This window comes from Methanothermobacter sp. EMTCatA1 (assembly GCF_002356395.1).
Taxonomy (GTDB): Archaea; Methanobacteriota; Methanobacteria; order Methanobacteriales; family Methanothermobacteraceae; genus Methanothermobacter; species Methanothermobacter thermautotrophicus.
The window spans coordinates 1,695,001-1,719,979 of the sequence record NZ_AP018336.1 but is presented as its reverse complement, the minus strand read 5'-3'; the positions used below and the strand labels follow the sequence as shown (position 1 = coordinate 1,719,979).

Here is a 24,979-nt window from a genome sequence, read left to right as displayed (position 1 = left end):
CCAGAGAAGATCAGAACACAACCCTCAGGATGACCACCCCTACGGAGGCAACCTCCATCCTGTGGAAGCTGTAGGTCCGGGGTATAGGGAACTCAACCCTGAATCTGTGGGTGACGGTACCCCCAAGCTTCCGGTAGTAGTTCCTGACAAAGTCCTCGGAACCAGCCATGTGGAAGGAGTAAACAGTCCGGCCAGTGGCTGCCGCTGCATCCATGAAGACCCTGTCAGCACCCCTCTCTGCCCTCTCCTGGGAACCGAATGGGGGATTCTGAACCACCGTGTCAACCATCCCTGGTAAGGCATCATGGTGGCGGATGTCCGCCTCCATGAACCGGATGTTACCAAGACCCAGTTCCCCGGCAGCAGAACGTCCGGCCTCAAGGGCACCTGAATCAATGTCAATGCAGTAGACCATCTCTGCGCCCAGCAGGGCTGCTCCAATACCCAGGATACCTGTACCGCACCCAAGATCAGCCACCGTCTTTCCCTCTATATCACCCATGGCCCTGGCTGCCCAGAGGACATCTGCAGCGATCCCTGGAGGGGTGAGGTACTGTTCAAGGCCCGGGTCAGGGTCCGGGTGGGCTGGAACCTTCTCAAGCAGCATCTCAAGATGTCTCTTTCTCCTTATCATGTTACCTCGCAGCATCTCAGGCTCATCCATATCCTGAGATACCTCCTTATCTCTCCTATCTACCTATCACTGCAAATCCAGTTACTGTAAGTCCCCATGTCATCCACATGGCAGTTACTGTAACTCGAGTGGTATGCTTAAAAAGAGGTTCATTCAATATACTATATATCTGTTAAAACTTCAAGGTGCAGTTAGATGTTCAGTAAAATCCTTGTTGCAAACCGTGGTGAAATAGCAATAAGAGTTATGCGTGCCTGCAGGGAGCTTGGAATAAAGAGCGTGGCTGTTTACTCTGAAGCAGACAAAAACGCCCTCTTCACAAGATACGCCGATGAGGCATACGAGATAGGAAAACCAGCCCCATCACAGAGCTACCTCAGGATCGACAGGATACTGGAGGTGGCCGAGAAGGCAGGTGCCGAAGCCATCCACCCGGGCTACGGTTTCCTCGCAGAGAACCCCCGCCTCGGAGAGGAATGTGAAAAACAGGGAATCAAACTCATAGGCCCCAAGGGCTCAGTTATAGAGGCCATGGGGGATAAGATAACCTCAAAGAAGCTCATGAAGAAGGCAGGTGTACCCGTGATACCAGGTACCGATCAGGGCGTCAGTGACCCTGATGAAGCCGCCAGGATAGCTGATTCCATAGGTTACCCAGTCATTATAAAGGCATCTGCAGGCGGGGGCGGGATCGGGATGCGGGCTGTCTACGAGGAGGATGAACTCATAAGGGCCATGGAGTCCACCCAGTCGGTGGCTGCATCAGCCTTCGGGGACCCCACCGTGTACATCGAGAAGTACCTTGAAAGGCCACGGCACATCGAATTCCAGGTCATGGCAGATGAATCAGGCAACGTGATACACCTTGCAGACAGGGAGTGCTCGATACAGAGGAGGCACCAGAAACTGATAGAGGAGGCACCGTCCCCCATAATGACACCGGAACTCAGGGAGAGGATGGGATCCGCTGCAGTTAAGGCCGCTGAATATATAGGCTATGAAAACGCAGGTACAGTTGAGTTCCTTTACTCCAACGGGGACTTCTACTTCCTTGAGATGAACACCAGGATACAGGTGGAACACCCCATAACAGAGGTTATCACAGGAGTCGACCTTGTCAAGGAACAGATAAGGGTCGCCTCCGGAGAGGAACTTCGCTTCACCCAGAAGGATATAAACATCAGGGGGCATGCCATCGAGTGCCGTATAAACGCAGAGAACCCCCTTGAAGATTTCGCGCCAAACCCCGGTAAGATCACAGGTTACAGATCCCCCGGGGGTATAGGTGTGAGGGTTGACAGCGGCGTTTACATGAACTATGAGATACCCCCATTCTATGATTCCATGATATCAAAACTCATAGTGTGGGGTATGGACCGCCAGGAGGCCATAAACCGGATGAAGAGGGCCCTCAGTGAGTACATAATACTGGGGGTTAAAACCACCATACCCTTCCACAAGGCCATAATGAGGAACGAGGCATTCAGGCGAGGCGAACTCCATACACACTTCGTTGACGAATACAGAAGGGGTATAGACGCCGAGATGCGGAAGATCGTTAAGGAGGACCAGGAGATGGTTGAACGTCTCCAGTCAACATTTCTCCCATCAAAGAAGGTTGCCGCCATATCAGCGGCGATAGGTACCTACATGCATTCAAGGAGGGGGTGATGGTATGGTTGAAGATTATGACCCATGTGAGGTTGAGGTGGATACAGAATACATAGGCCATGAAATAAAATGCTTTGATGAGGTAGACTCAACAAACAACGTCGCAAAGAGGATGGCTGAGGATGGCGCCACTGAGGGCACCGTCGTCATTGCAAAGACCCAGTCCCGTGGGAGGGGAAGAAGGGGTAAACCCTGGATATCCCCCCAGGGAGGGATATGGATGTCGATCATCCTGAGACCCGAAGTGCACCCATCAAGGGCACCCCTCCTAACACTCGTGGCCGGCGTTGCAGTGGCCAGAACCCTCAGGGATGAATGCGGCCTCGACGTTGGAATAAAATGGCCCAACGACATACTTATAGGGGATAAAAAGGTGTGCGGGATACTCACAGAGGCCCATGCCAGGTTCAACACCCTTGAGTACGTGGTTGTCGGTGTTGGGATAGACACCAACGTTGATATCAGCCACTTCCCTGATGACCTCAGGGAGGGGGCAACCTCGATTAAAAATGAACTGAAAAGGGACATAAAGTCCAGTGAACTCATAGCAAGATTTCTGAGGAACTTCGAGGAGACATATAACTCCTTCAAGGATGGGAAGATGGATGAAATCCTGACGGAATGGAGGAAACTCTCAAAGACAATCGGGAGACGTGTTGAGATAAGAAAACAGCTGGGTGAGATCGTCCATGGAGATGCTGTTGGTATAAACAGTGAGGGTGCACTCATCCTCGAACTTGATGACGGCACACTGCGCAAGGTCATCTCAGGGGAGTGTATACACAGATAATCTGACCCTTTGAGGGTCTGTTCCTTAAATTTGTTTTTACTGTCAGATAAAAAAATTAAAGGGCCTCTATGGTTGCCGGGCCTCCACGTTCACCCTCAACCCGGAACCTTCTACCGGTTATTTTTTCTGAAAGGAGTATGTTGGTCTCGGCGTGGAGTGTGAGCTCACAGGTTCTAACCCTCGAATCTCCAGTGAGGGCCATGTAGGGGATTATCTGGTCGCCCATGTATCTATCGAGGGGGCTCCCTGATTCTATGAAGCCTAAAAGTTCCCTTGCAGCCTCTGAACCGACTTTTTCAGCCCTCTTACCCGGTTTTCCAAGGGATACTGCTCCGAGCCGTGTGTTACCCTCAGCCCAGAGTGTTATGCCTGAACCCCTCCCCACCGGACCTGATGCATCCTCGACCATTATATCAACATCGAGACCTGCCCCCCGGAGGATCTTCATGGCTGATTCAGCCTGTCTCTCTGCCACGTGAACCGGAAGGTTCCTGGAATGGGATATGCCCCTCACAGCATGGATCTCTGACTCCTCAAGGGTGATGGGTCTGAGTTCAGATGGTTCAATGATTGCATGAACCCTGCCCCCACCCTCAGGGTAATAACCCCTCCTGATGATTTCAATCCTGGCACTGTACCCCATCATCTCCAGGACCGGGATCGTTACCTCCCTCAGGTAGTCACAGGTTGGTGCCCACAGGACATCGGTTCCCCCTGAGACCGTTACATCAATTTCACCTTCGGAGGCTGCAGCAGCGACCATGATGGCCTGCAGGACCAGACCCGTGCTTCCGGCCGTTTTAACATCGAAGTTAAATGTCCCGCCAGTCACCCTGCCGGGGGAGAATTCAAGTTCCATTGACCCGAGCTCATCACCCCTCAGTGTCCCGTTGCTTATCCTGGCAACGGCCCTCACTGCTGTGAGGTGCTGGTGTGATAATCCACTCCTCGGCCTCCTGGCCCTGATATTGTATACCCTTACACTCCTGGAGGTCACCGCCGCGAGTGCAGTGGAGACCCTCACAACAGCTCCTCCACCCTCACCCTCTGATCCATCGATAACTATCACTCAGATACCTCCCTGTCACACTTAAAAGCAGCTCATTGTGTGCTGTTCAGAGCCTGATCATCCAAGAATCAGTCTGCGCATTTTCTCATCATCATTGATGAACCCTGAAACCAGCTTTATTGCATCGTAGATTGCCTCTCTGAGGAATGAGATTTCAATCCTTCCGGCGTCCCGGGCCGCCAGATCAAATCTAAGGGTCTTTGATGCTCCGGGCATTCCAACAGCCGGTATTGTCACTATCCCGTGCTCTGATAGGAGTATCATTGATAGGGCTGTTGAAATTTCATCCCCACCATATCCTGAACCCTGGAGGCCCTTAAGTGATGATGACTTTATAATGAAACCCGTGGGTGTCTCCTCAACCTCGGGTCCCCTGAAGTCCCTGAGGAACTCCTCCTTCCTTTTAATGGCATCCCTGATTTCTGATGGCTCGAATTTCTCAAGGGCCCGGACCATTGCAGCGACAAGTGGGGGCTGGGCCTCAAGTCCAAACTGGTAGGCCTTTGACTTAACCTTCTCAATAAGGTCTGCCCTTCCTGCCATCAGCCCACCCCTGGGGCCGTGCATCAGTTTATCCGTGCTTGTAACTGCAAGGTCTGCACCCAGGTCACAGGCCCTCCTCTGGCCGTAGAGGACCGTCCTCAACCTCGCACCGGATGCATCATCCACGAGGACCGGGATACCGGCATCATGGGCCATTTCAATGACTCTGACAAGATCAGATTCCTCAACAACCCTGTGATCCATTGTTGACCCGGTTACAACTACAAGGCTCGTATCGACCGGGGGCTTCTCTGTGAAGTCCTCTGTTTCCTGGTAGCCAGCAGATGCCAGTTCAGTGCTTCCCGGGACTGATGGGTGTGATGGTAGCTCAGGGAGGTAGTGAAAAACTGTGGAGCCGGGTTCTGTGAGTGCCAGTACAGCTGCAAGGATGGCGCTACTTGTCCTGTTGAATGCTGCAATCATCTCCCCTCCCATGTGCTCTCTTCCAGCTTCCTGAAGTTTCTCCTCAAATATGGCAGGACCAACATAGGTCTCAATGAGGTCCAGGTCCTCTTCTTCAAGGGGGAAACCTCCTGAAAGGCCTGTGAGGTCATAGATTCCATCCCTGCCATGCTTCTTCATCTTCTCCCCTATAATTCGGAGGGCGTGTTCTCTGCGTTTAACCTCATTGACGGGGTCTTCAAGCATGGATTCACCTGTTTCAGTCTTCTTCCGGAGTAGCCCTTTTTTTCCTTGGCCTGCTGTTCTCTGGTTTGAGTATTATGGCGTGGTCTGCGGAATTCTGGAGTGCGGCACTGAAGCCTGGTTCTGCACCTATCACGATGGTGTCCTTCCCGTTCTCCTTTGCCTTGTTTATTATTGGTAGAAAATCAGCGTCACGTGTCATGAGGGCTATTATATCAATATTAGGGTTGTATATCAGTTCCATGGCCTCAACAGCCATGTAAACATCGGTGTCCCCTGCCACAACAATTGGTGTAAAGCCCTGGTTAACAATTGCCTCTATGAGTTTATCTGATGCGTACTGGTTGAGAAGGACCTTTCCAACACGCATATTACCATATTCTGACATTATCTGCCTTACAAGATCCAGGTTAAGGCTGAATTCCTTTCTGAGCATGTTCGGACCATCAACGAGGAGGCCTATATTTTTTTCCCCACCCTCCTTCTTCTTGATGGGAATGTATTCCTTGAGGGAAGTTAGTTTCTCAAAACTTCGCATGGTATTGAATCCTCCAGTTAAAAAATTTAATCATAATAATTATTGAAGTTATTATAAATAAATTTTCTTAAAAGTAGAATTCTTCACTCTATTTCCAGTGAGAGTTCATCCTCAAAGAGATCCCTAACAACCTCCAGGGAGTCTCCCTCAAGCTTCGTGATGGCCCCCTCACCCCCCTCATTGTAGTAGTACTCTGCACTTACGATTTTGCCCTCATCGTTGAGGTAAAGGAAGAGTCCATCATAGTACCTTTCAGGGTTAGCTGATGGCAGAAATATTTCGATCCTTACGAGAATTTCAGAGCCACATATACTGTTATAGAAGCTCTCACGTTCCTCTTCATTCTTTAGAAGTTTTTTAAATTGATTTATCCTCTTCTTAAGTTCCCTATCTATCTTCTCAGCAGACATTATATCACTCGCACAGTTATCTGAAGAACAAGTTGTTCACCCTTGATCCAATTCCCAATATATAATTTTGCATGTTCTGGATTCATGGCTCTGACTGTGGCAGCAGTCCGTGAATCACATTATTTACAGCCCGATCCCTCTGGCTCATTAAAGGAGAGCTATGATATGAGTCTGAAGGAAGATCACACAGACCCCCTCACCTAAACGGAATAGTTATGATATGAGCCTGAGGGGGTTCTCCCGGCACATTATCCTCAGGTCCCGGTCACTGAATCCATGCTGCCTCATGAGGTATATGAAATGTTTCATCCCCAGAATGGGTGATGGGTTGTGGCCCTGGCCAAAGTCAGTTGCCAGTATGCACCTTCGCACCCCAACATACCTTACAGCCCCGGCTATTGATTCAAAGTCAAGGCCGTCATGGCGTGGCATGCAGGCCACAAGGCAGTGCTCAAGATAGGCCCTCCTTGACATCTCCCTCTGCTCCTCGGGGGTGGCCCCGACAACTCCGGTGAGGGGATGGTTTATGATGATCCTCCTGACCCCGTGCTCGGCTGCGAGGTCAATTACGCTGAATATCTCATCTGGTTTAAGGTGACCTGTACCAAGGACCATCTCATGCTCGGCGACGGCTGAGAGTACAGCATCGAGGTCACCTCCAGCCCGGCCCGCGGATGTCGTGGGTAGCCAGACAAATTTTCCACCCATTAAAGCTGCGGCCTCCACAGCATCGGGGTTGAGACCACCCACTGGAGTGTTGAGGGTAACCCCTCCAATAACCCTCATGCCAGTGACCTCCGATGCGAGTCTAGCCCTTCCAGCGGTGGGTTCAGTGTGGCTCTTTATCACAACGGCCTCCATGCCCTCATCAAGTGCAGCGTATGCAAGTTCCAGGTCGTTCATTATCCTCTCCTTCACATCAGGGGCCGTGTGCACATGGGTGTCCACGAGACCGGAAAGTTCAATGCCCTCTGAGAGGCTGAAGTCAAACATCAATCCACCTGCCTCTTCCACATAAGATGCCTCTGAGGATGATCAGTGGATGGGCCATGATTCCGCTACTAATCGAGGAGTTTCTGGACCTCAAGGTCATGGCTGGCCTCCTCTGTATTATAAAGGCTGCGCCCAGTGGAGTCCATGGCAACTATGAGGGGTCCGAATTCCTCCACCTCGAGCTCCCAGATCGCCTCAGGCACCCCCAGGTCAAGCCAGTGAACCGCCCTTATACCCTTCACAGCTGAGCCATAGAGGGCTGCGCAGCCCCCGACAGCGGCAAGGTAAACTGCCCCGTACCTTCTAAGGGCGGATCCTGTTCGATCATCCATCCCCCCCTTGCCTATAACTGCCCTCACGCCAAGACCCAGGACCTCCGGCTGGAAGGGGTTCATCCTGCCGCTGGTTGTGGGTCCCACAACAACAAGTTCTGCCTGGGGGTCCCTGATGGATTCAGCTGTGGTGTCAGGTTCCCCCTCGAACCTTATTATCGGTCCCGCATGGAATATCACAGAACCCTCAATATCAAAGGGAGCTCCCCTCTCAAGGATCCTCTTATGGGCCCTGTCACGGGCTGTGAATATCCTCCCACTTATGTAGACCACGTCACCCACACGGAGTTCAGTTACCTCCTCAGAAAGTGGTGTTTCAAGTTTAATCTCCATGAAAAACATCTCCTGCCCTCAGTAGATAAGGCTGTGCACCGTGCACCAGGACACCGAATCATGAGTTCGTGCCATCGAATAAATTTAATAGGGATCAGATTTTTAAATATCTTTCTCCAGTATTAGCCTGGCTGATTGCCAGAGAGATCAGTATGAGGTAGAACATGTCAAGTACGAAGAATGTGACTGACCTTTCAAAGTACATCATGACACTCCCTGAAACCGAGATATCCCTCCTCTCAATGATATTCATCAGTTTCATTGTGGGTGCCATCGGGTTTCTCATAGACCTGGTCCCTGGGTCAAGCAACCTCCATGACATCCTGTATGGAGGTGCAAACGGAGTCCTTGTCCTTGGATTCACATCCATCATGGCAGGTGCAATCACCCAGCCCTGGGTCAATTCACTGGGCGGCAGGAAGATGAAGATGAAGCAGTCCATGTTCCTTGCATTCTTCTCAATGCTCATCTTCTCAATTATCTACCTGGGGGGATGCCTGGCGTCATCCATCCTGAAAAGTGACCTCATACTGGACTCAATAATAATTGCCTCTGCAGTTATATTCGGATTCCGTCTTCTGGTGATCTGGGGAACCTCAAACATAAGTTTCACCAGTTCCACGCTGATATCATCTGTCCAGCCCCTCCTGATTGTGAGCATGAACGTGGTTGTCGCGGTTCTGAGCCTCACAACCAACGTTGGTTACTTCAGTGTCATAGGATTCTTCCTGAAGATGCTGGTGGCCTCAGTCATACTGATACTCGCCATCTACTCCTTCGTCATGGTGGTTGAGTCTCCAATGCGAAGAAACCTTGGTGTGGGGTCACTGGAATTTCTCAGCCTCTTTCTCTCCCATATAACCGAGGACTCCCCTGAACTTGAGAACATATTCAGTGAGATAGGGGAACCAGTTGATACCCTCGCAGGGGTTGTGGCCTTCAGAAGGGGCACCGATGTGAAGGCCATCCTGATAAGCCCCTCAGTGCACCCCGGCCCCATAGGTACAATTGGCGGGGCTAACATGCCCACCATACTCTCAGGCAGATTCAGTGAATTCACCATGGTTGCCCACGGCCCCTCAACCCATGACTTCAACCCGGTATCGGTTAAGGAACTTGAAAAGGTGGAGGCTGCTGTGAGGGAGGCCCTGGATGATATGGAATACCATGAAACCGCCAGTGAGTTCAGGCGCTACACAAGAAACAGTGCCAGTATCGGTGTACAGTTCTTTGGAGAGGATATGCTCATGCTTGCAACACTGGCCCCAGAGGGCTTTGATGATATAGAATTCAGTGTTGGGCTCTCAATGATGAACCTTGCAAGGAGTAAATGCGGCTCAGAAAACGTGGTGGTGGTGGACTGCCATAACTCCTTCCAGGGGGAAACAGGCCGGATACTTGCAGGTAACCCTGAAATGTTTGACCTCCTTGATGCCGTTGAACTGGTTGAATGTCCATCAGATTACCACAGGCTGCGGGTCGGATGCGCCCGGAGGACAGGTAAGTTCTCAAAGGAGGATGGTGTGGGTGAGAGTGGAATCATGGCCATGGTGGTTGAAGCCGGGGACCAGAGAACAGCCTACGTCCTCCTTGACTCAAACAACATGGTGATGGGTTTCAGGGATGAAATCAGAGAGGAGATCATGAAGCTGGATGTGCATGAGGCAGAGGTCATGACAACCGACACCCACTTTGTAAACACCCTCTCAGGGGGTCACAACCCTGTGGGTAAACAAAAAAGAGATGAAATCAAAAATGAGATCGTCATGGCGGTTTCAGAGGCCCTGGACGACCTTGAAGAGGTCAGTGCCGGTTGCAGGGTCGTTAGAATAAAGGGGCTCCACACCCTTGGACCCACCAACTCCACTGAACTCGTATCAACCATAAGCTCAATTGTTGCAGTCAGCCGGCTGATAGCACCCCTCATATTCGTTCTCGCAATTATATTCGTATTTGCCTGGGTATTCTGGGCTTAAGAGGTGAGCGGTTACTGTCACTGAACTGGAGTTCTAAAATTTCTCACCTTTAGCCTTCAGGATGCATTTATGGGGTTATTGTTGTTGAGGTGATGAGTATGGCCCATACAACAAACCATATGAAGAAAAAGGGGACTATACCGCTCCAGAGCCACCCCTTAAATCCTCCGACTTCATCCTTCCCGAATAGCCTTTCAGCAATATTTCCAACAATGAGAAGTATCACAAGACCCGCGAAGGTCCCTAGGGCCTGATTTTTCCCAAAAACCGCTATTGAACCATTAGAAAGATAGAATGACACTACTGCAGCCACTATACCTGCAGGAACGTGGATAGCTGTCATTTTAGCCTCAATATCCATTTCAAAACCTCCAGATAATTATTCTGTATCCGGTTTAAATCAAACCATACAGATGATATTATTGGTCCATGGTTAATATACTTAAACAGATTGAAGATCTTCAAGAGGGGAAATGTGAACATACTTAAACCACTGGAGATATAGAGGAATGCAGAGCTGATGTTTTACAGACCACTCCTTTTCCCATGAGGTGTTGTATATGAAGACAATGTCAAACGTTGATGTTTTCGCAGTTACCAGTGAACTGAATGAGGTGCTGAGGGGTGCCAGGGTCGATAAGGCCTACCAGCCCCTGAAGGATACCGTGATCATAAGGTTCCATGTGCCAGGTGAAGGGAGGGTTGACGTGGTCATGCAGGCCGGTGTGAGAATCCACCGGACAAACTACCCCCCACAGAACCCCAAGGTCCCCCCATCATTCCCCATGCTACTCAGAAAGCACCTCAAGGGAGGCGTGGTGAGGGAGGTCAGACAGCACGGCTTCGACAGGATAGTCGAGATAACCGTTGAGAAGGATCAGGAGTACACCCTCATGGTTGAACTCTTTGCAAAGGGCAACATAATACTCCTGAACCAGGAGAGGGAGATAATACTCCCCCTCAAAAGGAAGACCTGGAGTGACCGGAGGATAGCGTCCCGTGAAATCTATGAGTACCCACCATCAAGGGGTATCAACCCCCTGGATCACGACCCCTCAGAACTTGAAGACATACTGATGAACTCCGGGGCTGACCTCATAAGGACACTTGCAAGGAACGGGTTCGGGGGCCTCTATGCCGAGGAGATAGTCCTCAGGGCGGGCCTTGACAAGAACACTCCATGCAGCAATCTCACCCCTGATGATATAAGGAAAATTGATGCTGCAATATATGAGACCTTCAAACCCCTCAGGGAACTTGATCTGAAGCCCCACATCATAGGAGATGGTGAAGACGTCCTCCCCATCGAACTCAGGGTATACAGTGGAAGGGAGAGAAGATACTTTGAAAGCTTCAATGACGCTGCAGACGAGTTCTTCAGCTCCATCTTCAGGGAGGAGATAAGGAGGGCCCATGAGGAGGAGTGGGAAAGGGAAGTTGATAGGTTCAGGAAGAGGCTCCGGATTCAGAGGGAGACCCTTGAAAAATTCAAAAAAACCATAGAGGTCTCAACAAGGAGGGGTGACCTCCTCTATGCGAACTATTCCCTGGTGGAGGAAGTGCTTGCCACCATAAGGAGAGCCCGTGAAAAATACTCATGGGATGAAATCAAAAATATAATAGCTGACGCACGTAAAAGGGGTCTTCCAGAGGCCAGTAACATCACCGAAATCGACAGGATGGGAAACATAACAATACTCCTTGATGGTGAGCCAGTAAGGATTGATTCAAAGCTTGGAGTCCCCGAGAATGCAGAGGTGTACTATGAGAAGGCCAAGAAGGCCAAGAGAAAGATAAAGGGTGTTATGACCGCCATTGAGAAGACCGAGAAGGAAATTGAAAGGATTGAGAAAAAGAGGGATGATGCCCTCAGGAACATCATGGTTCCCAGGAGGAGAGTTAAAAGAAAACTGCGCTGGTTTGAGAAGTTCCGCTGGTTCGTATCCTCTGATGGCTTCCTGGTGATCGGTGGCAGAGACGCCGGCACCAATGAGATGGTTGTGAAAAAACATATGGAACCCCGGGATATATACCTCCACTCAGACATCCACGGAGCCCCATCCGTTGTTATAAAGACTGAGGGGAGGGATGTCCCTGAGACAACCATACAGGAGGCCGCAGTTTTCGCGGCTTCATTCTCAAGTGCCTGGACCCGCGGATTCACATCACTGGACGTCTACTGGGTCCACCCTGAGCAGGTCTCAAAGACACCCAGGTCCGGAGAGTTCGTTGCACGTGGTGCCTTCATCATAAGGGGGTCCAGGAACTATCTGAGGGGTGTTCCCCTCAAGATAGCCATCGGGGTGGTTGACTATGAGGGTGAGAGGGTCATGAGCGGTCCTCCCTCTGCCGTTAAAAGGATGACAGAAAAGTTTGTTACCGTGAAGCCAGGTTACACCAAAAAGGAGGCCCTTGCAAAGGCCATAAAGTCAAGGGTCGATGATGAAAATCTATTCCCCCTCGAGGACTTCATAAGGAATCTTCCACCCGGGAAGGGAGATATAGTTGAGGATGACTGAAATTAGTGAGATATTATACAAAAATACCAAAAAGGAATGAACTTCCAGATAAAAGAAAGAATGTGTATTCTGCTAACTAAATAGCAGAAAACTGTGTTAGTTAAAGTAAATCACAGCACTTAGAGAATGTAAGTACTACGTAGTTTCACCTCACCGTCCAGATTATGGTGGAATTATTCTTGTATATTGGTTTAATATGTTCTGTTTCTTCTTTAAGGATTACAAGTTTTACAAAGAGCGAATCCCTGAATCCTTTATCTACTACGATGGCCTGGTTTTTGTCCAGGAGCACTATTATTGAGAAATCGCTTTTACCGTCACCCGCTATTACCCTCTTAAAGTTTCTATATTTTATTATAGTGGTGTATGGTTTCCTGTTCTCCCATGAGCCCCCGCTGGTCAGGTCAAATTTAACATCATTGGAGTAGTATCTTATCTGGCCAGTATCATTTGATGAACCTACAGAATAAATGTAATCATAGCCCCTGGACTTGTTAAAGTCCCAGAAGCCATAATAGAGGTACCAGTGCCCCCATTTTATCATGTCATCCTTTGTCAATATTATGAACGGTTTATTGGTCGGGTGGGTATATAAGAGAAGCTCCCTAGTGAACGCTGGATCCATCCCATACTTTTCTTGAAGTGTTTTTTCTGCATCTATCCTGCTAACGCCAAGTATATCATCAAGTATGGTTACTGTCAGGCTTGTATTCCTGGTTCTGTTGTTGAGTAGTTCTATAGCCCTGTTACCACTCGTGGATAGCATGCTAAAGATGCCAATAGATAAGCTCTCGTTATTAGTTGCGAATGCATGATAAACCCAATAACTTCTGGGAGTGCTTGGGTTCATCCCACCATCCATGAGTACCGGCCTTTGTGAAAATGTTGCAAGCGGATGTCCATAACCCCATTCTGTAATTACGACGGTATCCATAGAAGTTTCGTTTTTGATCCAATAGGAGGCTGCTACAAAATCATCGTCGACAATGGGCACAAATTGTATCTCGTATGCCTGTATAAATGAAATTGTGGATAACATTACCACCAGAGATAATATGAAAACGTTCCCGGATCTACGTAATCGCATGGATGGTGAACCTTTAAGATAGGAACCCATAACTCCCATAAGTAATCCAAGAAATATTATAAGGGGCGGTATAGCTAACAAGGCAAAACGTGTGCTTAAAGAATACGCTGTAACACCTATTATAAGCCATATGCCAATTAAGATGAAAGGATACCAGCTAAAATCTGGAAGATGAACCCTCTTGATTTCATCCCTTAACATGATACTCCCAATGATCACGAACCCGAATAAGCCAATACCCATATTTAACGGCCCAGGCAATGATAAAAATTCATCAAAGGTTGGAGCACTTAATTCAGATATTGATTCGAAGATTCCTGGCCAACCACCAGCAGTTAATGATTTAAATGTGAATTTGAAAAAAGTTGGAAAAATTAAAGCATACCCTAAGCGTCCAGCTAATCCTATAATAAGCAATGAAATTATAACAAAAACTGCAATTTTCCTGGAAAAGCCCATCACTGCCTTTCCTTTAAGCTTGCATAATGTCATATACAATATGCTCGATATTATTATTATGTAGAAAATGTATGCCCAACCATTCCATGAAAGTGAAAGGAAGGCAAGTGAGAAAGATGATAAAAGAAGTGGAAACATATAGTTCTTTTTCGTTTCGGTAGCCTTTAAAAGAAAGAAAATGACAAGTAGGGGGAAGATGATATTAAACATGTCAGTATCAAAGAACCCTGGCACAGTCCTTGAGAAGTAGACTGGGGCCAAAACTAATAATACGCCGCTTAAAAGACCTGGAAGGTCACCAGCATACCTCCTAACCAGGAAGAACATGACAATCCCCGCTAATGGCCCTATGATTGCAGGCAGCCAGAAACAGGTCTCAATGAGGCTGAAAGGTATGAAAAGATTAATAAAATTGTGAAATAACAAGGAAATCCATAATATTAACGGAGGGTAATCCGCTCTATTACCTGGAGGATAATTACTGTGGAGGTCCCATGGGGTGCCGTTTATTATTTTATCCCCCTGGTGTCCATGGTCTAATATGTTGGCGGCAAGACGGTAGTTATAGTAGGAGTCAGGTTCGTACATGTAGGGTAGGCCGTTTTCATCAGTGAAGTAAGCCCTATCTGCAGTGTTCATGCCTTTGAGTTCTGCTGTCTCGATCCTTGAAAAGAAACCAATAGAAAAGATTATCAAGATAATAATAAATGTTTTTAGTTTATCCAAACTATTCACCCTATGATGAACCTTCCAGCTGAGAATTCTATGAAATCACTTAGATACCGACTAGTTCTTTTTAGATTCTTTGGGGGGCCTCCCTCTACAGAATGCTGATAGTTTGTTAATTCAGGAGCAGCTTAATACTACTTAACCTTCCTCTTAAGATTCTTTTTAAGCAGGAAGTTCAGATCAATGAAGTACTTACCCTCCTCATCTGAGACAATTATCGAGTCATCCTCAAGGAGTGATGTGAGGTTAACCTCATATATTCCATTCTTTTTAACCATTATGGTCTCAATGGGCTCCCCTCTGGGTTCGGGATCTTTCCTCTCAGCCACATACCTGAAGTACCTGCTTCCGCACTTCGGACAGCCATTCATGAGCTCCTCTGAGGAGCTGAACCTGGCACCACACTTAATGCACTGATGCACCGGAATCACCGATCTCGGCAATCATTGAAAGGAAGTTGGACTTCCTCTTGACCGTCTTCATAACATTGGCAGGCCCTATTATGGTGAGCCCCACCGTCCTCCTCTTTGAAAGACCCATGAATGCCTTCTCATCCTTTTCAAGTGTGTATATGTCTATACCGACAAAGTTCTCAACGTCGATCTCCCTCATGGTCGTCTCTATGAGTTCTGCCTCCTCTGATGGAGAGAGGCTGCCCTCAAGTACCAGTATGTCCCCATCCTTTACACGGTCTATGATCATTGAGATCTTTTCCATGCTGCTTTTATCTTCAAGAGCCTTTGATGAAAGGAAATCCATTTTTAAGCCATCCATTTTAACTCCTCATCTGAATTTTTTAACCATTTCCATGTAAAGGTCCTCTGTTTTCTCACCGTGCAGTGCGGATATGGGGACGACTGTGTGCTGGGGAAAGACCGATACGATCCTCTCAGGTGAGGAATCAGGAAGGTCTATCTTATTGGCAACTATCAGGAAGGGTATCTTCCTTGCCTCCAGGTTCCCTATTATGGTTATGTTCGCCTGTGTCAGGGGATCCTGTGATGAGTCCATTACAAGTAGAACCCCTGTGACATCGTCCAGCCATTTTATGGCCTCGATTATGCCCTTTGTGGCCTCCTTTGCCCTTTCCTTGGCCTCGGGTTCTGATAATCCAAACTCCAGGAAGTTCTTGTAGTCAACCTTGGTGGCTATCCCCGGGGTGTCGATGATATCAAAGTCAAGTTCGGCGCCATCCTTTTTTATGGTTACCTTCTCCTTCTTGTAAACAGTCCTTGTCTCGTGGGGTATCTCTGATGTTAAACCCAGTGGTTTTCCAAGCCAGTCCTCACACATTCTGTTGGCCAGGGTTGTTTTACCTGAATTTGGGTGACCATAGAGTCCAATCTTAAGTTTCTTGTTCCTTCCAAGCAGTTTATCCAGGAAGTTTGTGAAAAAATTTGCCATCCTATCACTCTTTCCTTGATTAATCAGTATTCATAGAATCCTCCGACATCGAGGATGACGACCTCTGTACCGGGGGATGTCCTTTCAACAAGTTCAGCAAATATTTCGGGGTTCTGTTCAATGACGGGAAACGTATTGTAGTGCATCGGGAGAACCTTTTCAGGTTTTATCCAGCCGGCTGCCACTGCTGCATCCTCAGGCCCCATGGTGTATCTGTCGCCTATCGGTAAGAGTGCAATATCAGGCCTGTAAATCTCACCTATAACATCCCTCATATCTGCAAAAAGACCGGTATCACCGGCATGATACACCTTACCCTCACGGGTCTCAATTATAAAGCCACAGGCACTGCCTCCAGATGTCACCTCCTCTGTAAAGTCTATATCTGATGAATGCTTTGCATCAACCATCCTTATCCCTATACCATCAATGGAAATTTTTCCACCGATGTTCATCCCGGTACTTTCAAGGCCCTGCCTTGAGAAAAAAACAGATAGTTCATGGTTCGCTATCAGGAGTGCGCCTGTCCTCTCAGCGATCTCCATTGCATCGCCGAGATGGTCTGCGTGTCCATGGGTGACGCATATCACGTCTGGTTCGAACTCCTCAACTGCTGTGCTGCAGACAGGGTTGTTACTTATGAAGGGATCCAGAAGTATCCTTGTATCAGAGGATGTTATCTCAAATGCTGAATGTCCAAACCACTGAATTCTCATTAAACTCCCTCCAGATTGATTTCATTGGAAAGTTCCCATGCCTCCTCAAAGAGTTTTTTGATCTCAGAGATCGATTTTTTATCCTTGTAGATGACACCAACCTCAAAGCTTTCATATATGGGATCCGTTGATATTATAAGACCATTTTTATCATCTGCAACCGCTGCAACTGTGTGTATATGTGGCATTGTTCTTATCTGGACGTTGTTATCCATCAGGACCTTTATTAGCTCCACCGAGGCCTCATCATCCAGGCTGGCCTCCTGTATTATGAGGCGGCTCTCGGTATCCATGAACTTCTTGAGAACAGAGACATCTATATTCCGTATCCATGGATACATGAGTACAACTCTTTCCTCTGCTGCCGTAATTGTCTCCCTCATGGCGTCCTGAACGTCTGAAGCATCAAATGACCATATTATACTTGGCTCACGTGTTTCGGCCCTTATTCTGTTTATTGCCCCCTTGAATGAGTCAAGGCGATCCTCAAGGAGATCTTCGACGTCATCAACGTTTTCAATGTACTCCTGTTTGAGTCTCTGGAGCCTCTCTGTAACGTAGCTGTTGTCTGCTGGTTTCCGGGAAGGAGCTGTCTTTGGAGGTGCTGAAGTTTTTTTCCTCACCGGCTTTACCGCTGGTGGCTTTTTGGTTTCCTCGGGTTTCCTGGTCCTTCTAATCTTCGGTAACCTGATAAACTTCCTTTTAGGCTCTTCACTGGATGGGGGAGCCTTCTCTTCCGGGACCTCCTTCTTTGGAGCGGGTCTCATGGGCCTTATGGGAGCTGGCTTTCGGGGAGGTTTCTCAGCCTTCCCATGAGTTTCAGGGGAGGGCACCTTTTCAGGTTTTTCTGGCAATTCACCGCCCAGGATTTCCTTAGAGGGTTCTGAAGGTTTGATCATGGAAGCTGCGGATGGTTCTGATCCTTCAGCCCCCAAACTTTCATCAGGTGCCTCTGTGACCCTGCTGGGTTTAATAGCCCGTGATCTTATTTCATCTTCAGATGTTTCAGTTCTTACAGGTTTCACTGGCCCGGGTTTCCTCGTGGTTACCTTTCCCATGGATTTGACTTGTTCCGGAGTTTCAGTTTTTTCTTCGCCCTTAACTATTCCAGGGACCCGGCGGGGCCTCTGGGGTTTTCCGGGGCCTTCAGCCTTAACAGGAGCTCTAGCTTTTTTTATCCTCTTTTTGTCTTTTTTAGACTCAGATTCCGCTTTTAATGATTTTAGATCAACCTTTCCAGCGAATAGAAGGGTTATTATGAGGCCGGGTACAAAGAGAATGAGTCCCAGGAAGAACATGAATATATCAGGGGGTGTTGCAAAACCAAGGGACATGAAGTAAAGGCCAGCAAATATCATGACGATTCCAGCGATTGTGATAATCAAATATATCATTTAATGCCTCCCGCTCCCAAGAGTAACTAGTAATTACAAGTCCAGTTATCTATTTCTGCCTTCATTTATAAAAGGTTTTTTAAAGTGAACTTTTATATAATCGGCTTTCCATAGGTAATTCATAAATCATATGGGGTGGATTTCATTGATGATAGTTTTGGATGAATGCGGCCAGGGAGCCGCTGAGTATATACTTCTGTTTGGTGGTGTTATTGTGATTGCGATAGCAACTCTGCTGATTTACAGTCAGTACCTGAAAACAACGAATCCCCTTAATGTGGCGGGTGACCTCGACAGTGTGCGGGAGAACGTGAAAACAGGTTGAACTATAAACGAGTAATTAAAGGTTGAACTATAAACGAGTAATTAAAAGTTCCCTGCCCTTATTTCAAAGTATGTTATGAGGTGCCTCAGCTGTTCAGGGGCATCATCCTCATCACTCAGGGCATAGGCGAGTTTCTGGGTTATGATCCTTTTCTGATCCTGGTCCAGGGATAGTATCTCATTCACTATCGTGCTGAATATGCCCTCAGCATCAACTCCCAGCTCCCCTGTTTTTGTCATGAATATCTTTTTGAGTTTGTTAAGGGCTGATTCTGATTCATGAAGATTCTCAGATTCAAGTTTCCTTATAAGGAGGTTCATCTCAACTGGATCCCTCTGAACAAGACCAAATACTATTCCATCAGGTTTCAGGGACTGAACCCTCTCAACACCATCGTATACGCCAAGGTCGTAGCCAGTGACTGTTATCCTGCTGGCCTTGAGCAGCTTGAATATGGCCTCATTTATTGTTTTATCAGTGACAGCAAAACCAATTTCAGATCTTATCCGCTCCCCCAGTTCAACCCTGCTGAGGTCCCCCTCCTGCAGAACTTCGAGTATCACCCTGTCGATGTTGTACTTCCGTGGCATCACATCACCTTTGTGATATTATGAACAAAACCCTTTAAATATGTTGATATTGATGTGAACAGAGGAGTATAACCTGGAGTGTTATCCGCTAAATTTATAAGTGGATAGACACATATTATGTAGCAAGCCAGAACTGGTGAATATTGATGGAGGTGTAAATATGAAGTTCTTAAAAGATGAAGCAGGACAGGGTGCAGCTGAATACATACTGCTCTTCGGTGGTGTAATAGTAATCGCAATAGTCGCACTACTGATCTACAGGGCATACTTCAGCAAATCAAACCTCAACGCATCTGAGGACATAAACGAAGTAAGGACCAACGTAAATACCAACGTAAATATCTAAGAGTAGATTAAATTGTTAATCGAGGAAGAGGCACAGATAAGCGCTGAAATGATATTAATCGTAGGAGCCCTCCTGGTAATAGTTATAGCCGTAGGCTCCTACATTTTCAACATTTCCGGCTCCATAGCGGGAAACATAAGCGAAGTAATCAACACAGCCCGTGACACCACGATTAACAAACTCTAAATTTTTTAGTTAATTTTTCTTAGCTGTTTATAATGTAAACCTTTATCTGCTGATTTCTGTAGACAAGCGAGAAGTTCTCATCGTTAACCCCCATGATGAGTTCTAAAAGCAGAGAATTCCTGTATTTTCTATTAATCCTGTATGAGCCATCGGTTGTTTCAAGAACTGTAACGTTTCCAGAAGAATTGATTATTTCCTCTTCAATCACATCATCCTTAAGCCGGATCAATGAGTAAGTCCCTGCCGGCATATCACCTGAATCCCCTTTAGAGGCTATCAAACCTATCATCTTTTCAGGGACCACCACAACGATTTTCCTTGAAGTCATGGGATGTGTCATGTTCAGTATCCGCAGGGCCTCTGACTCTGAAAACCCATACTTGTGCATAAGGACGTCCATGGCACTCTCCCTATTCAGTCCAAGGATCTCATTCATTATCCTGTATGCCAGGACCTCACTGCCGGTTTGATTTTTAAGGAGGATGTAGGCATCATCCCCAGAATTTGCCAGCATCCTCAGTATGTTTAAAGAGAGGGTTCTGTTCTCAGATGAGAGGGAAAGGTTTATCCAGTAGTCCCTCGCCGTTGTTGGTATCTCTGGATCCATTGATGATCCATACCACACTCCCCTGGCGGGTAATGTCTCAATATAGGCTAGGCGCCCATCATAGACGACTGGTCTGTCAGCTTCAGACGCATAGAAGTGGCCATAACTCCATTCAGTTATTATAACTGCATCACTGGGAGTGTTTTCAGCTATCCAGTGGGCAGATTCCTCAAAATAATCATTGTAACCCGGCTTTAAATCTGCGACCATGTTACCGGATATTGCAAGCTGTGCGGATACTGTAAAGATAATAAGAATAAATAAAACCCCTTTAATCCATCGGAACCTGAATTTACGTGAGCAGTCCAAAAGAATCCCTGTGAAGATCCCCGCAGATACTGAGAGGGGTGCTATGAGTATCATTACAAACCTGATACCCTCGAGAAGCATCAGTGCACCTGTAGCGATCCAGACTGATATAAAGATTACCGGAAGGCCCGCTGACCCCTTTCTCCGGTAAAGCATATAATATGCAGGTATTCCAGCAGCTCCCAGTACAGTGAGTGCTGGTGAGATGTGCCCCAGAACCTTATCCATGTATGCTGGCTGAAGCTCGGCAACAGTTGTATATGAATCCGGCCACGGGTACCAGATGGATTTATCCACTAAATCATGTATATGCAATGGAGTCATGATCAGTTTAATTAGTTCAAGATGGTTGAAGAGGGTTAAAAGGATAAACAGAACCATGAAGGCCGGTAGGAATGTTTCCAGAATATTCCTTAGGGGTTTCCTGGACCCTGAAGTCAGGATTAAAATGATGAATGTTACCAGCGTCACATAGAACATCACCTGCCATCCGCTCCATGTGATGGAAAACAAAAAGAGGACAAAGCCGCCAGTGGCTGATAGAGGAACCCTGTTCACCTCCCTGGCATCAGCTTCGATGAAAAGGAACAATACCACCATAGACAACGTAAGGATGAGCATATCGGTATCGTATAATCCATAGACAGTTTTTACGAGATAAAATGGTGCGGATACCAGAAGCAAACCTGCTATGAATGCAGGAATGTCCCCCTGAAACCTTTTTACAGTGAAAAAGCATATCACACCTGCAAGTGGAGCCAGCAGAGCTGGCATGATCAGACAGACAGCCCTGAGGCTCACCGGTGCAATGACACCTGTGATAGCATGCAGGATGACGGCGAGGAGGGGGATTCCTGCAGGATAATCCAGAGGCACCCCTGGCGGATAATAGGAATGCAGATCCCAGATTTTACCTCCAATCACAGCGTCCCCAGGGATTCCCCTAATCGCCAGATTCTCTGTGAGCCTGTAGTTATAGTATGAATCACTCTCCTGAAAGTACTGGAGTCCATCATCATCAGTGTAAAGAGGGTCATCATATCCTGCGTTGAGCATCCTTATGGAAAACCCAAAGACAAAGATCACTGCAACCAGCAGGAATGTCCGCATATACTGCCTCAAAATAATCTAACCCCCCAGACAGTTACAGATCCATACTGTATATCTTCCTGCCATCTTCCTGTATGTTCAGTGTCCTCAAAAAAGATAGATTCCTCATGGTACATGCCAAGTACCACTGCAAATTTATCAGCCCTCATGATGCCATTGAAGAATATCAGGAGCATCAGAATAAAAATCTTCAGCCTCTCATCCATGTACAGTTCCAACACCACCTATTTCAGACCATAGAGAGACGGATTCATACGGGGTATCATGGCCATTAAAACGCACTGCTCTGTGTTACCTGTCCTGTCAAGGAGTCCTCCTGAAAGGAAACTCACCGCACCCCTCTTCCTGCCCAGCTCATCCACACCCGTGAGTTCATCCATTACATCACCAACCTCCCTTCCGGCGAGGACCTCCTCAACCACCATGGGAGGGTACTCAAAGCCGGCGCTGACGCCCAGGGTTATGTGTTCACCATCATAGATGGCGCACCACTGCAGATCAACAAAGCCTGTGATCGTCTCAGGGACCCTGTGGAGTCCTGACTCGATACCAACACTGAGTTCACAGTCACTGAAGGCTCTTCTGGCACGGTTCACCGCCCCCCGGACGGTTTCCTCCAAGCCCACTGGCTGATCAGGGACCCCTGATTCGACCTCAATACCCCTGATCTCAACGTCACCGTATATCAACCCGAGGACGTTCTCTGTTGCCCTCACCTTAACGGGATTCCTTGAGCCAACATTGACCTTCATGTAAAACACCACCGAATCCATTTGCTCCTTTACCTGAATATGAGCCAGGTCATCATACCACACAAAGTAACATCCCATCTAAAACTTCACCGTGACCGGTCACTCCCTTCTCCTTCTAAGGGCCCCACGTATCCTCTTTATTATGTGGCCCATGGGGTCTATCTCACCCCTCCTTATCCTGGTGGAGGATATTGGTATTCCATCGTCAGCATTCACCATGTCGATTGTTATGATGTCCAGTTCCCTGAACCCCCTATTCCTCCTTATTGCATTGATCTCACGGGCAACGGGTTCTGTCTCCCTGCTCACAACTATCGCTTCAAAGGCCTCATCTGTTACTGTGGTCCCATAGGGATCATCAAGTCTCATTACGTGATAATCGGCATCCTTATCCCTCAGGTACTCCTCAAGGTTCTTCATGCGGACACTGCAGGGTTCAATACCCTCTCCCTTTGCAGCTGCAAATTCATCGGAGGTCACGCCGATCATGACAGTCTCTCCAACACGGAATGCCTCATCAAGGAGTCTCCTGTGGCCCTTATGAAACCTGTCAAAGGTGCCGCCAACTGCAACCAGTGAATACTTCCTCTTCATCGTATCATCTTTAAAAGTCAATAACAGTTAGATCAGCTGAATTTATAAATCATGCTAGACAGCGGAGATTAATGAACCTTCAACCTCACATGGTATTGCCCCATGGAGCAGTTTAAGTGCCATGAACCTAAATATAATCTCATGGAACTCCGGGAATACAATGTCATCATCAAGAACCCGAGAAGGGTTGATTTGAGGGTTGCCTCATGCTACCCCAGCCCATACTCCACTGCCATGTCATCACTTGGTTATCATATTATTTACCACTTTCTCAACTCAAGGGAGGACACCTGGTGTGAAAGGATCATACACCCCCACAGACGCAGCTTTGAATCAGGTAGCCCCCTCAGGGACTTCGATGTTGTGAGCTTCACCATCCACTATGAGGAGGATTACTTCAGGATCCCGGCCATGCTCAGGGATGGTGGCCTGGAACCCAGAAGATATGAACGCACAGGTCCCCTGGTTATAGCAGGTGGCCCCTGCATCACCTCCAACCCCCTCCCCCTCTTAGATTTCATCGACCTCTTCATAATAGGTGAAGCAGAACCCGTCCTCGACATGGTTATGGACAGGTGCCTTGAACTCGATGACCCCCGGAGAGAGATAGATGAGTTCAGGGATATAAGGGGCGTGTATGTCCCTGACAGTCCTGCGGAGAGGGTTATAGTTGAGAACATGGATGAGGCATGTCACCCTGTAAGGCAGATAGTCCCTGTAACAGATGACAGGTCCCTGACACCATCCCTGGGGAGGTCGTTCCTCCTGGGAGTTTCAAGGGGCTGTTCAAGGGGCTGCAGGTTCTGCATGTCAGGTTACCTCTACCGGCCTAAGCGTGAAACATCCCTCAGGAAACTCATTGACATCTCAGAGAGGGGCTGTGAGGCCACAGGTTACAGTAAGGTGTCCCTCATAGGTGCAGCGGCCTCAGACTACTCCCGCATAGATGAACTCTGCAACGAACTCGTTGATATGGGCCTGATGGTTTCCATGCCGTCCCTGAGGATAGAATCTGTTACACCTGAACTCATGGAGGCCCTCATCAGGGGAGGTCTTAAGACAATAACAATGGCACCAGAATCAACCATGAAGCTTAGAGACAGACTGAACAAGCCCATCACTGATAGCATGGTCTTTGAGAAGACCAGGAAGGCCCTTGAAATGGGGCTGCGTGTTAAGATGTACTTCCTGATAGGAGCGCCCGGCGAGACCCAGGAGGACCTTGAAGAAATGGCCCGGCTCATGAGGGATCTGTCAGAGATCAGGAGGGGGCGGGTGAGCTTCAGTGTAAACCCGCTCATCCCGAAACCACATACACCCCTTCAGTGGGAGGGCTATGATGCACGTGAGATGAAGCAGAGGATAAGGTTCCTTGGCAGACTGGTCAGGGGGCTTCCTGTAAGGATGGGAAGTCCGCGGGGTGGTCTCATACAGCATGTCCTGTCCACGGGTGGCCCTGAAATAGGGGAGCTCATAGAAAGGGCATCCCTATCAGGGGTTCCGGTAAGGGAATGGGAGGCTCATGCTGGACCGAGAGACCCTGGTGCGAGGTTGCCCTGGCACAATATCAGTGTGGGTCTGAGGGAGGACTTCCTGATGGAAGAATACATTAAGATGAAGGATGACAGATTAACACCATGGTGTGAAGAATCAGGCTGCTACGGTTGCATGGATAGCTGCCCCTCACTCAGGCATTGAGAGAATGTTCTGAGATCCAAAATAAATAAAGGCGATGATCATGAGGAAATTTGCCTCCCGTGTAAAGGATATACAGCTTTCTGAGATAAGGAAAATATTTGAGGTTGCAGACGAGGATACAATAAACCTTGGCATAGGTGAACCAGATTTCAGTGTCCCTGATCATGTCAGGGAGGCTGTTAAGGATGCTGTTGACGAGGGCCTGACCCATTACACCTCC

The 24,979-nt window shown here is 47.9% G+C and carries 28 protein-coding genes (1 of these 28 cut by a window edge); 9 read left to right on the top strand and 19 right to left on the bottom strand.

Features of this window, described 5'->3' with window-relative positions; all coding sequences use genetic code 11:
* Positions 1–10: 10 nt before the first annotated feature.
* The gene (locus tca_RS09220; RefSeq protein WP_286708907.1) at positions 11–634 is read right to left on the bottom strand and encodes an METTL5 family protein; all 624 of its coding nucleotides are present in this window, start codon (positions 632–634) and stop codon (positions 11–13) included.
* A 195-nt stretch (positions 635–829) separates the two neighbouring features.
* Between tca_RS09220 and tca_RS09215 the strand changes: the two genes are divergently transcribed.
* Both tca_RS09215 and tca_RS09210 read left to right on the top strand, forming a co-directional pair.
* Positions 830–2,305 carry an acetyl-CoA carboxylase biotin carboxylase subunit gene (locus tca_RS09215; protein WP_286708906.1) on the top strand — a complete coding sequence of 492 codons (1,476 nt, stop codon included), beginning with the start codon at positions 830–832 and terminating at the stop codon, positions 2,303–2,305.
* 4 nt (positions 2,306–2,309) lie between these two features.
* Positions 2,310–3,095: a biotin--[acetyl-CoA-carboxylase] ligase gene (locus tca_RS09210; RefSeq protein WP_010877512.1), complete on the top strand. Its 786-nt coding sequence runs from the start codon at positions 2,310–2,312 to the stop codon at positions 3,093–3,095.
* Positions 3,096–3,150: 55 nt separating this feature from the next.
* On the opposite strand, the gene rtcA is transcribed toward tca_RS09210, so the two are convergent.
* From rtcA to tca_RS09180, 6 genes are all read right to left on the bottom strand, one after another.
* Positions 3,151–4,164 (bottom strand): RNA 3'-terminal phosphate cyclase, encoded by a 1,014-nt coding sequence (gene rtcA / locus tca_RS09205; RefSeq protein WP_115892751.1) that lies wholly within the window; start codon positions 4,162–4,164, stop codon positions 3,151–3,153.
* Positions 4,165–4,221: 57 nt separating this feature from the next.
* Positions 4,222–5,355 (bottom strand): TIGR03576 family pyridoxal phosphate-dependent enzyme, encoded by a 1,134-nt coding sequence (locus tag tca_RS09200; RefSeq protein ID WP_286708905.1) that lies wholly within the window; start codon positions 5,353–5,355, stop codon positions 4,222–4,224.
* A gap of 13 nt (positions 5,356–5,368) precedes the next feature.
* Entirely contained in the window at positions 5,369–5,890 is a 522-nt protein-coding gene (locus tca_RS09195; protein WP_115892749.1) for a TIGR00288 family NYN domain-containing protein, read from the bottom strand.
* 83 nt (positions 5,891–5,973) lie between these two features.
* Complete coding sequence (locus tca_RS09190; protein ID WP_286708904.1) at positions 5,974–6,300, bottom strand: hypothetical protein; 327 nt, start codon at positions 6,298–6,300, stop codon at positions 5,974–5,976.
* A gap of 213 nt (positions 6,301–6,513) precedes the next feature.
* Positions 6,514–7,293, bottom strand: coding sequence for a DUF6282 family protein (locus tca_RS09185; RefSeq protein ID WP_286708903.1), 780 nt, complete (start codon positions 7,291–7,293; stop codon positions 6,514–6,516).
* 68 nt (positions 7,294–7,361) lie between these two features.
* Complete coding sequence (locus tca_RS09180; RefSeq protein WP_286708902.1) at positions 7,362–7,958, bottom strand: FumA C-terminus/TtdB family hydratase beta subunit; 597 nt, start codon at positions 7,956–7,958, stop codon at positions 7,362–7,364.
* A gap of 164 nt (positions 7,959–8,122) precedes the next feature.
* On the opposite strand from tca_RS09180, the gene tca_RS09175 reads away from it, so the two are divergent.
* Entirely contained in the window at positions 8,123–9,934 is a 1,812-nt protein-coding gene (locus tca_RS09175; protein ID WP_286708901.1) for a DUF2070 family protein, read from the top strand.
* A 67-nt stretch (positions 9,935–10,001) separates the two neighbouring features.
* Here the strand turns inward: tca_RS09175 and tca_RS09170 are convergent, their stop codons facing one another.
* A complete protein-coding gene (locus tca_RS09170) occupies positions 10,002–10,295 on the bottom strand; it encodes a hypothetical protein (protein WP_286708900.1) in 294 nt (97 codons plus the stop codon).
* A 199-nt stretch (positions 10,296–10,494) separates the two neighbouring features.
* Here tca_RS09170 and rqcH point away from each other — a divergent pair, with 199 nt between their 5' ends.
* The gene (rqcH, locus tag tca_RS09165) at positions 10,495–12,453 is read left to right on the top strand and encodes a ribosome rescue protein RqcH (protein ID WP_286708899.1); all 1,959 of its coding nucleotides are present in this window, start codon (positions 10,495–10,497) and stop codon (positions 12,451–12,453) included.
* 145 nt (positions 12,454–12,598) lie between these two features.
* Here the strand turns inward: rqcH and tca_RS09160 are convergent, their stop codons facing one another.
* The 6 genes from tca_RS09160 to tca_RS09135 all read right to left on the bottom strand — a co-directional run bounded on the left by tca_RS09160 (position 12,599) and on the right by tca_RS09135 (position 18,242).
* Positions 12,599–14,725 carry a dolichyl-diphosphooligosaccharide--protein glycosyltransferase subunit STT3 gene (locus tag tca_RS09160; RefSeq protein WP_286708898.1) on the bottom strand — a complete coding sequence of 709 codons (2,127 nt, stop codon included), beginning with the start codon at positions 14,723–14,725 and terminating at the stop codon, positions 12,599–12,601.
* A gap of 137 nt (positions 14,726–14,862) precedes the next feature.
* Complete coding sequence (locus tca_RS09155; protein WP_010877501.1) at positions 14,863–15,150, bottom strand: Zn-ribbon domain-containing protein; 288 nt, start codon at positions 15,148–15,150, stop codon at positions 14,863–14,865.
* Complete coding sequence (locus tca_RS09150) at positions 15,134–15,502, bottom strand: DUF2073 domain-containing protein (protein WP_010877500.1); 369 nt, start codon at positions 15,500–15,502, stop codon at positions 15,134–15,136. The genes tca_RS09155 and tca_RS09150 overlap by 17 nt, the downstream gene beginning before the upstream one ends.
* 9 nt (positions 15,503–15,511) lie before the next feature.
* Positions 15,512–16,132 carry an Era-like GTP-binding protein gene (locus tca_RS09145; RefSeq protein WP_010877499.1) on the bottom strand — a complete coding sequence of 207 codons (621 nt, stop codon included), beginning with the start codon at positions 16,130–16,132 and terminating at the stop codon, positions 15,512–15,514.
* 23 nt (positions 16,133–16,155) lie between these two features.
* Positions 16,156–16,848, bottom strand: a complete 693-nt coding sequence (locus tag tca_RS09140) for a metal-dependent hydrolase (protein ID WP_010877498.1) — start codon at positions 16,846–16,848, stop codon at positions 16,156–16,158.
* Positions 16,848–18,242, bottom strand: a complete 1,395-nt coding sequence (locus tag tca_RS09135) for a hypothetical protein (RefSeq protein WP_286708897.1) — start codon at positions 18,240–18,242, stop codon at positions 16,848–16,850. Before tca_RS09135 ends, tca_RS09140 begins: the two co-directional genes overlap by 1 nt.
* 148 nt (positions 18,243–18,390) lie before the next feature.
* Here tca_RS09135 and tca_RS09130 point away from each other — a divergent pair, with 148 nt between their 5' ends.
* Entirely contained in the window at positions 18,391–18,567 is a 177-nt protein-coding gene (locus tca_RS09130; protein ID WP_245942906.1) for a class III signal peptide-containing protein, read from the top strand.
* A gap of 41 nt (positions 18,568–18,608) precedes the next feature.
* Here tca_RS09130 and tca_RS09125 read toward each other — a convergent pair whose 3' ends face one another.
* Positions 18,609–19,157 carry a hypothetical protein gene (locus tag tca_RS09125; protein ID WP_286708896.1) on the bottom strand — a complete coding sequence of 183 codons (549 nt, stop codon included), beginning with the start codon at positions 19,155–19,157 and terminating at the stop codon, positions 18,609–18,611.
* 160 nt (positions 19,158–19,317) lie between these two features.
* Between tca_RS09125 and tca_RS09120 the strand changes: the two genes are divergently transcribed.
* Both tca_RS09120 and tca_RS09115 read left to right on the top strand, forming a co-directional pair.
* Entirely contained in the window at positions 19,318–19,503 is a 186-nt protein-coding gene (locus tca_RS09120; protein ID WP_048061337.1) for a Flp family type IVb pilin, read from the top strand.
* 12 nt (positions 19,504–19,515) lie between these two features.
* A complete protein-coding gene (locus tca_RS09115; RefSeq protein WP_083750464.1) occupies positions 19,516–19,689 on the top strand; it encodes a class III signal peptide-containing protein in 174 nt (57 codons plus the stop codon).
* Positions 19,690–19,708: 19 nt separating this feature from the next.
* On the opposite strand, the gene tca_RS09110 is transcribed toward tca_RS09115, so the two are convergent.
* From tca_RS09110 to tca_RS09095, 4 genes are all read right to left on the bottom strand, one after another.
* A complete protein-coding gene (locus tag tca_RS09110; RefSeq protein ID WP_286708895.1) occupies positions 19,709–21,727 on the bottom strand; it encodes a dolichyl-diphosphooligosaccharide--protein glycosyltransferase subunit STT3 in 2,019 nt (672 codons plus the stop codon).
* Complete coding sequence (locus tca_RS09105) at positions 21,724–21,933, bottom strand: hypothetical protein (protein WP_048061168.1); 210 nt, start codon at positions 21,931–21,933, stop codon at positions 21,724–21,726. The genes tca_RS09110 and tca_RS09105 overlap by 4 nt, the downstream gene beginning before the upstream one ends.
* A 6-nt stretch (positions 21,934–21,939) precedes the next feature.
* Positions 21,940–22,467 (bottom strand): inosine/xanthosine triphosphatase, encoded by a 528-nt coding sequence (gene yjjX, locus tca_RS09100; RefSeq protein ID WP_269899385.1) that lies wholly within the window; start codon positions 22,465–22,467, stop codon positions 21,940–21,942.
* Positions 22,468–22,566: 99 nt separating this feature from the next.
* Complete coding sequence (locus tca_RS09095; RefSeq protein WP_048061166.1) at positions 22,567–23,061, bottom strand: phosphopantetheine adenylyltransferase; 495 nt, start codon at positions 23,059–23,061, stop codon at positions 22,567–22,569.
* A 141-nt stretch (positions 23,062–23,202) separates the two neighbouring features.
* Here tca_RS09095 and tca_RS09090 point away from each other — a divergent pair, with 141 nt between their 5' ends.
* Both tca_RS09090 and gntC read left to right on the top strand, forming a co-directional pair.
* Positions 23,203–24,759, top strand: coding sequence for a radical SAM protein (locus tag tca_RS09090; protein ID WP_170130331.1), 1,557 nt, complete (start codon positions 23,203–23,205; stop codon positions 24,757–24,759).
* Positions 24,760–24,793: 34 nt separating this feature from the next.
* A protein-coding gene (gene gntC / locus tca_RS09085; RefSeq protein WP_115892740.1) for a guanitoxin biosynthesis PLP-dependent (S)-gamma-hydroxy-L-arginine cyclodehydratase GntC crosses the window boundary here: on the top strand, positions 24,794–24,979 show its start. It continues 939 nt past the right edge of the window; the window shows 186 of its 1,125 coding nt (coding positions 1–186); the start codon lies at positions 24,794–24,796; its stop codon lies off the right edge, out of view.

Coding starts and splice junctions, on each gene's coding strand:
- tca_RS09090 (WP_170130331.1), top strand. CDS start 23,203: ATGGAACTCCGGGAATACAATGTCATCATCAAGAACCCGAGAAGGGTT.
- rqcH (WP_286708899.1), top strand. CDS start 10,495: ATGAAGACAATGTCAAACGTTGATGTTTTCGCAGTTACCAGTGAACTG.
- tca_RS09140 (WP_010877498.1), bottom strand. CDS start 16,848: ATGAGAATTCAGTGGTTTGGACATTCAGCATTTGAGATAACATCCTCT.
- tca_RS09170 (WP_286708900.1), bottom strand. CDS start 10,295: ATGGATATTGAGGCTAAAATGACAGCTATCCACGTTCCTGCAGGTATA.
- tca_RS09210 (WP_010877512.1), top strand. CDS start 2,310: ATGGTTGAAGATTATGACCCATGTGAGGTTGAGGTGGATACAGAATAC.
- tca_RS09150 (WP_010877500.1), bottom strand. CDS start 15,502: ATGGATGGCTTAAAAATGGATTTCCTTTCATCAAAGGCTCTTGAAGAT.
- tca_RS09195 (WP_115892749.1), bottom strand. CDS start 5,890: ATGCGAAGTTTTGAGAAACTAACTTCCCTCAAGGAATACATTCCCATC.
- tca_RS09175 (WP_286708901.1), top strand. CDS start 8,123: ATGTCAAGTACGAAGAATGTGACTGACCTTTCAAAGTACATCATGACA.
- tca_RS09185 (WP_286708903.1), bottom strand. CDS start 7,293: ATGTTTGACTTCAGCCTCTCAGAGGGCATTGAACTTTCCGGTCTCGTG.
- tca_RS09120 (WP_048061337.1), top strand. CDS start 19,318: ATGAAGTTCTTAAAAGATGAAGCAGGACAGGGTGCAGCTGAATACATA.
- yjjX (WP_269899385.1), bottom strand. CDS start 22,467: ATGAAGGTCAATGTTGGCTCAAGGAATCCCGTTAAGGTGAGGGCAACA.
- tca_RS09190 (WP_286708904.1), bottom strand. CDS start 6,300: ATGTCTGCTGAGAAGATAGATAGGGAACTTAAGAAGAGGATAAATCAA.
- tca_RS09125 (WP_286708896.1), bottom strand. CDS start 19,157: ATGCCACGGAAGTACAACATCGACAGGGTGATACTCGAAGTTCTGCAG.
- tca_RS09145 (WP_010877499.1), bottom strand. CDS start 16,132: ATGGCAAATTTTTTCACAAACTTCCTGGATAAACTGCTTGGAAGGAAC.
- tca_RS09200 (WP_286708905.1), bottom strand. CDS start 5,355: ATGCTTGAAGACCCCGTCAATGAGGTTAAACGCAGAGAACACGCCCTC.
- tca_RS09180 (WP_286708902.1), bottom strand. CDS start 7,958: ATGGAGATTAAACTTGAAACACCACTTTCTGAGGAGGTAACTGAACTC.
- tca_RS09095 (WP_048061166.1), bottom strand. CDS start 23,061: ATGAAGAGGAAGTATTCACTGGTTGCAGTTGGCGGCACCTTTGACAGG.
- tca_RS09215 (WP_286708906.1), top strand. CDS start 830: ATGTTCAGTAAAATCCTTGTTGCAAACCGTGGTGAAATAGCAATAAGA.
- tca_RS09220 (WP_286708907.1), bottom strand. CDS start 634: ATGATAAGGAGAAAGAGACATCTTGAGATGCTGCTTGAGAAGGTTCCA.
- tca_RS09135 (WP_286708897.1), bottom strand. CDS start 18,242: ATGATATATTTGATTATCACAATCGCTGGAATCGTCATGATATTTGCT.
- tca_RS09130 (WP_245942906.1), top strand. CDS start 18,391: ATGATAGTTTTGGATGAATGCGGCCAGGGAGCCGCTGAGTATATACTT.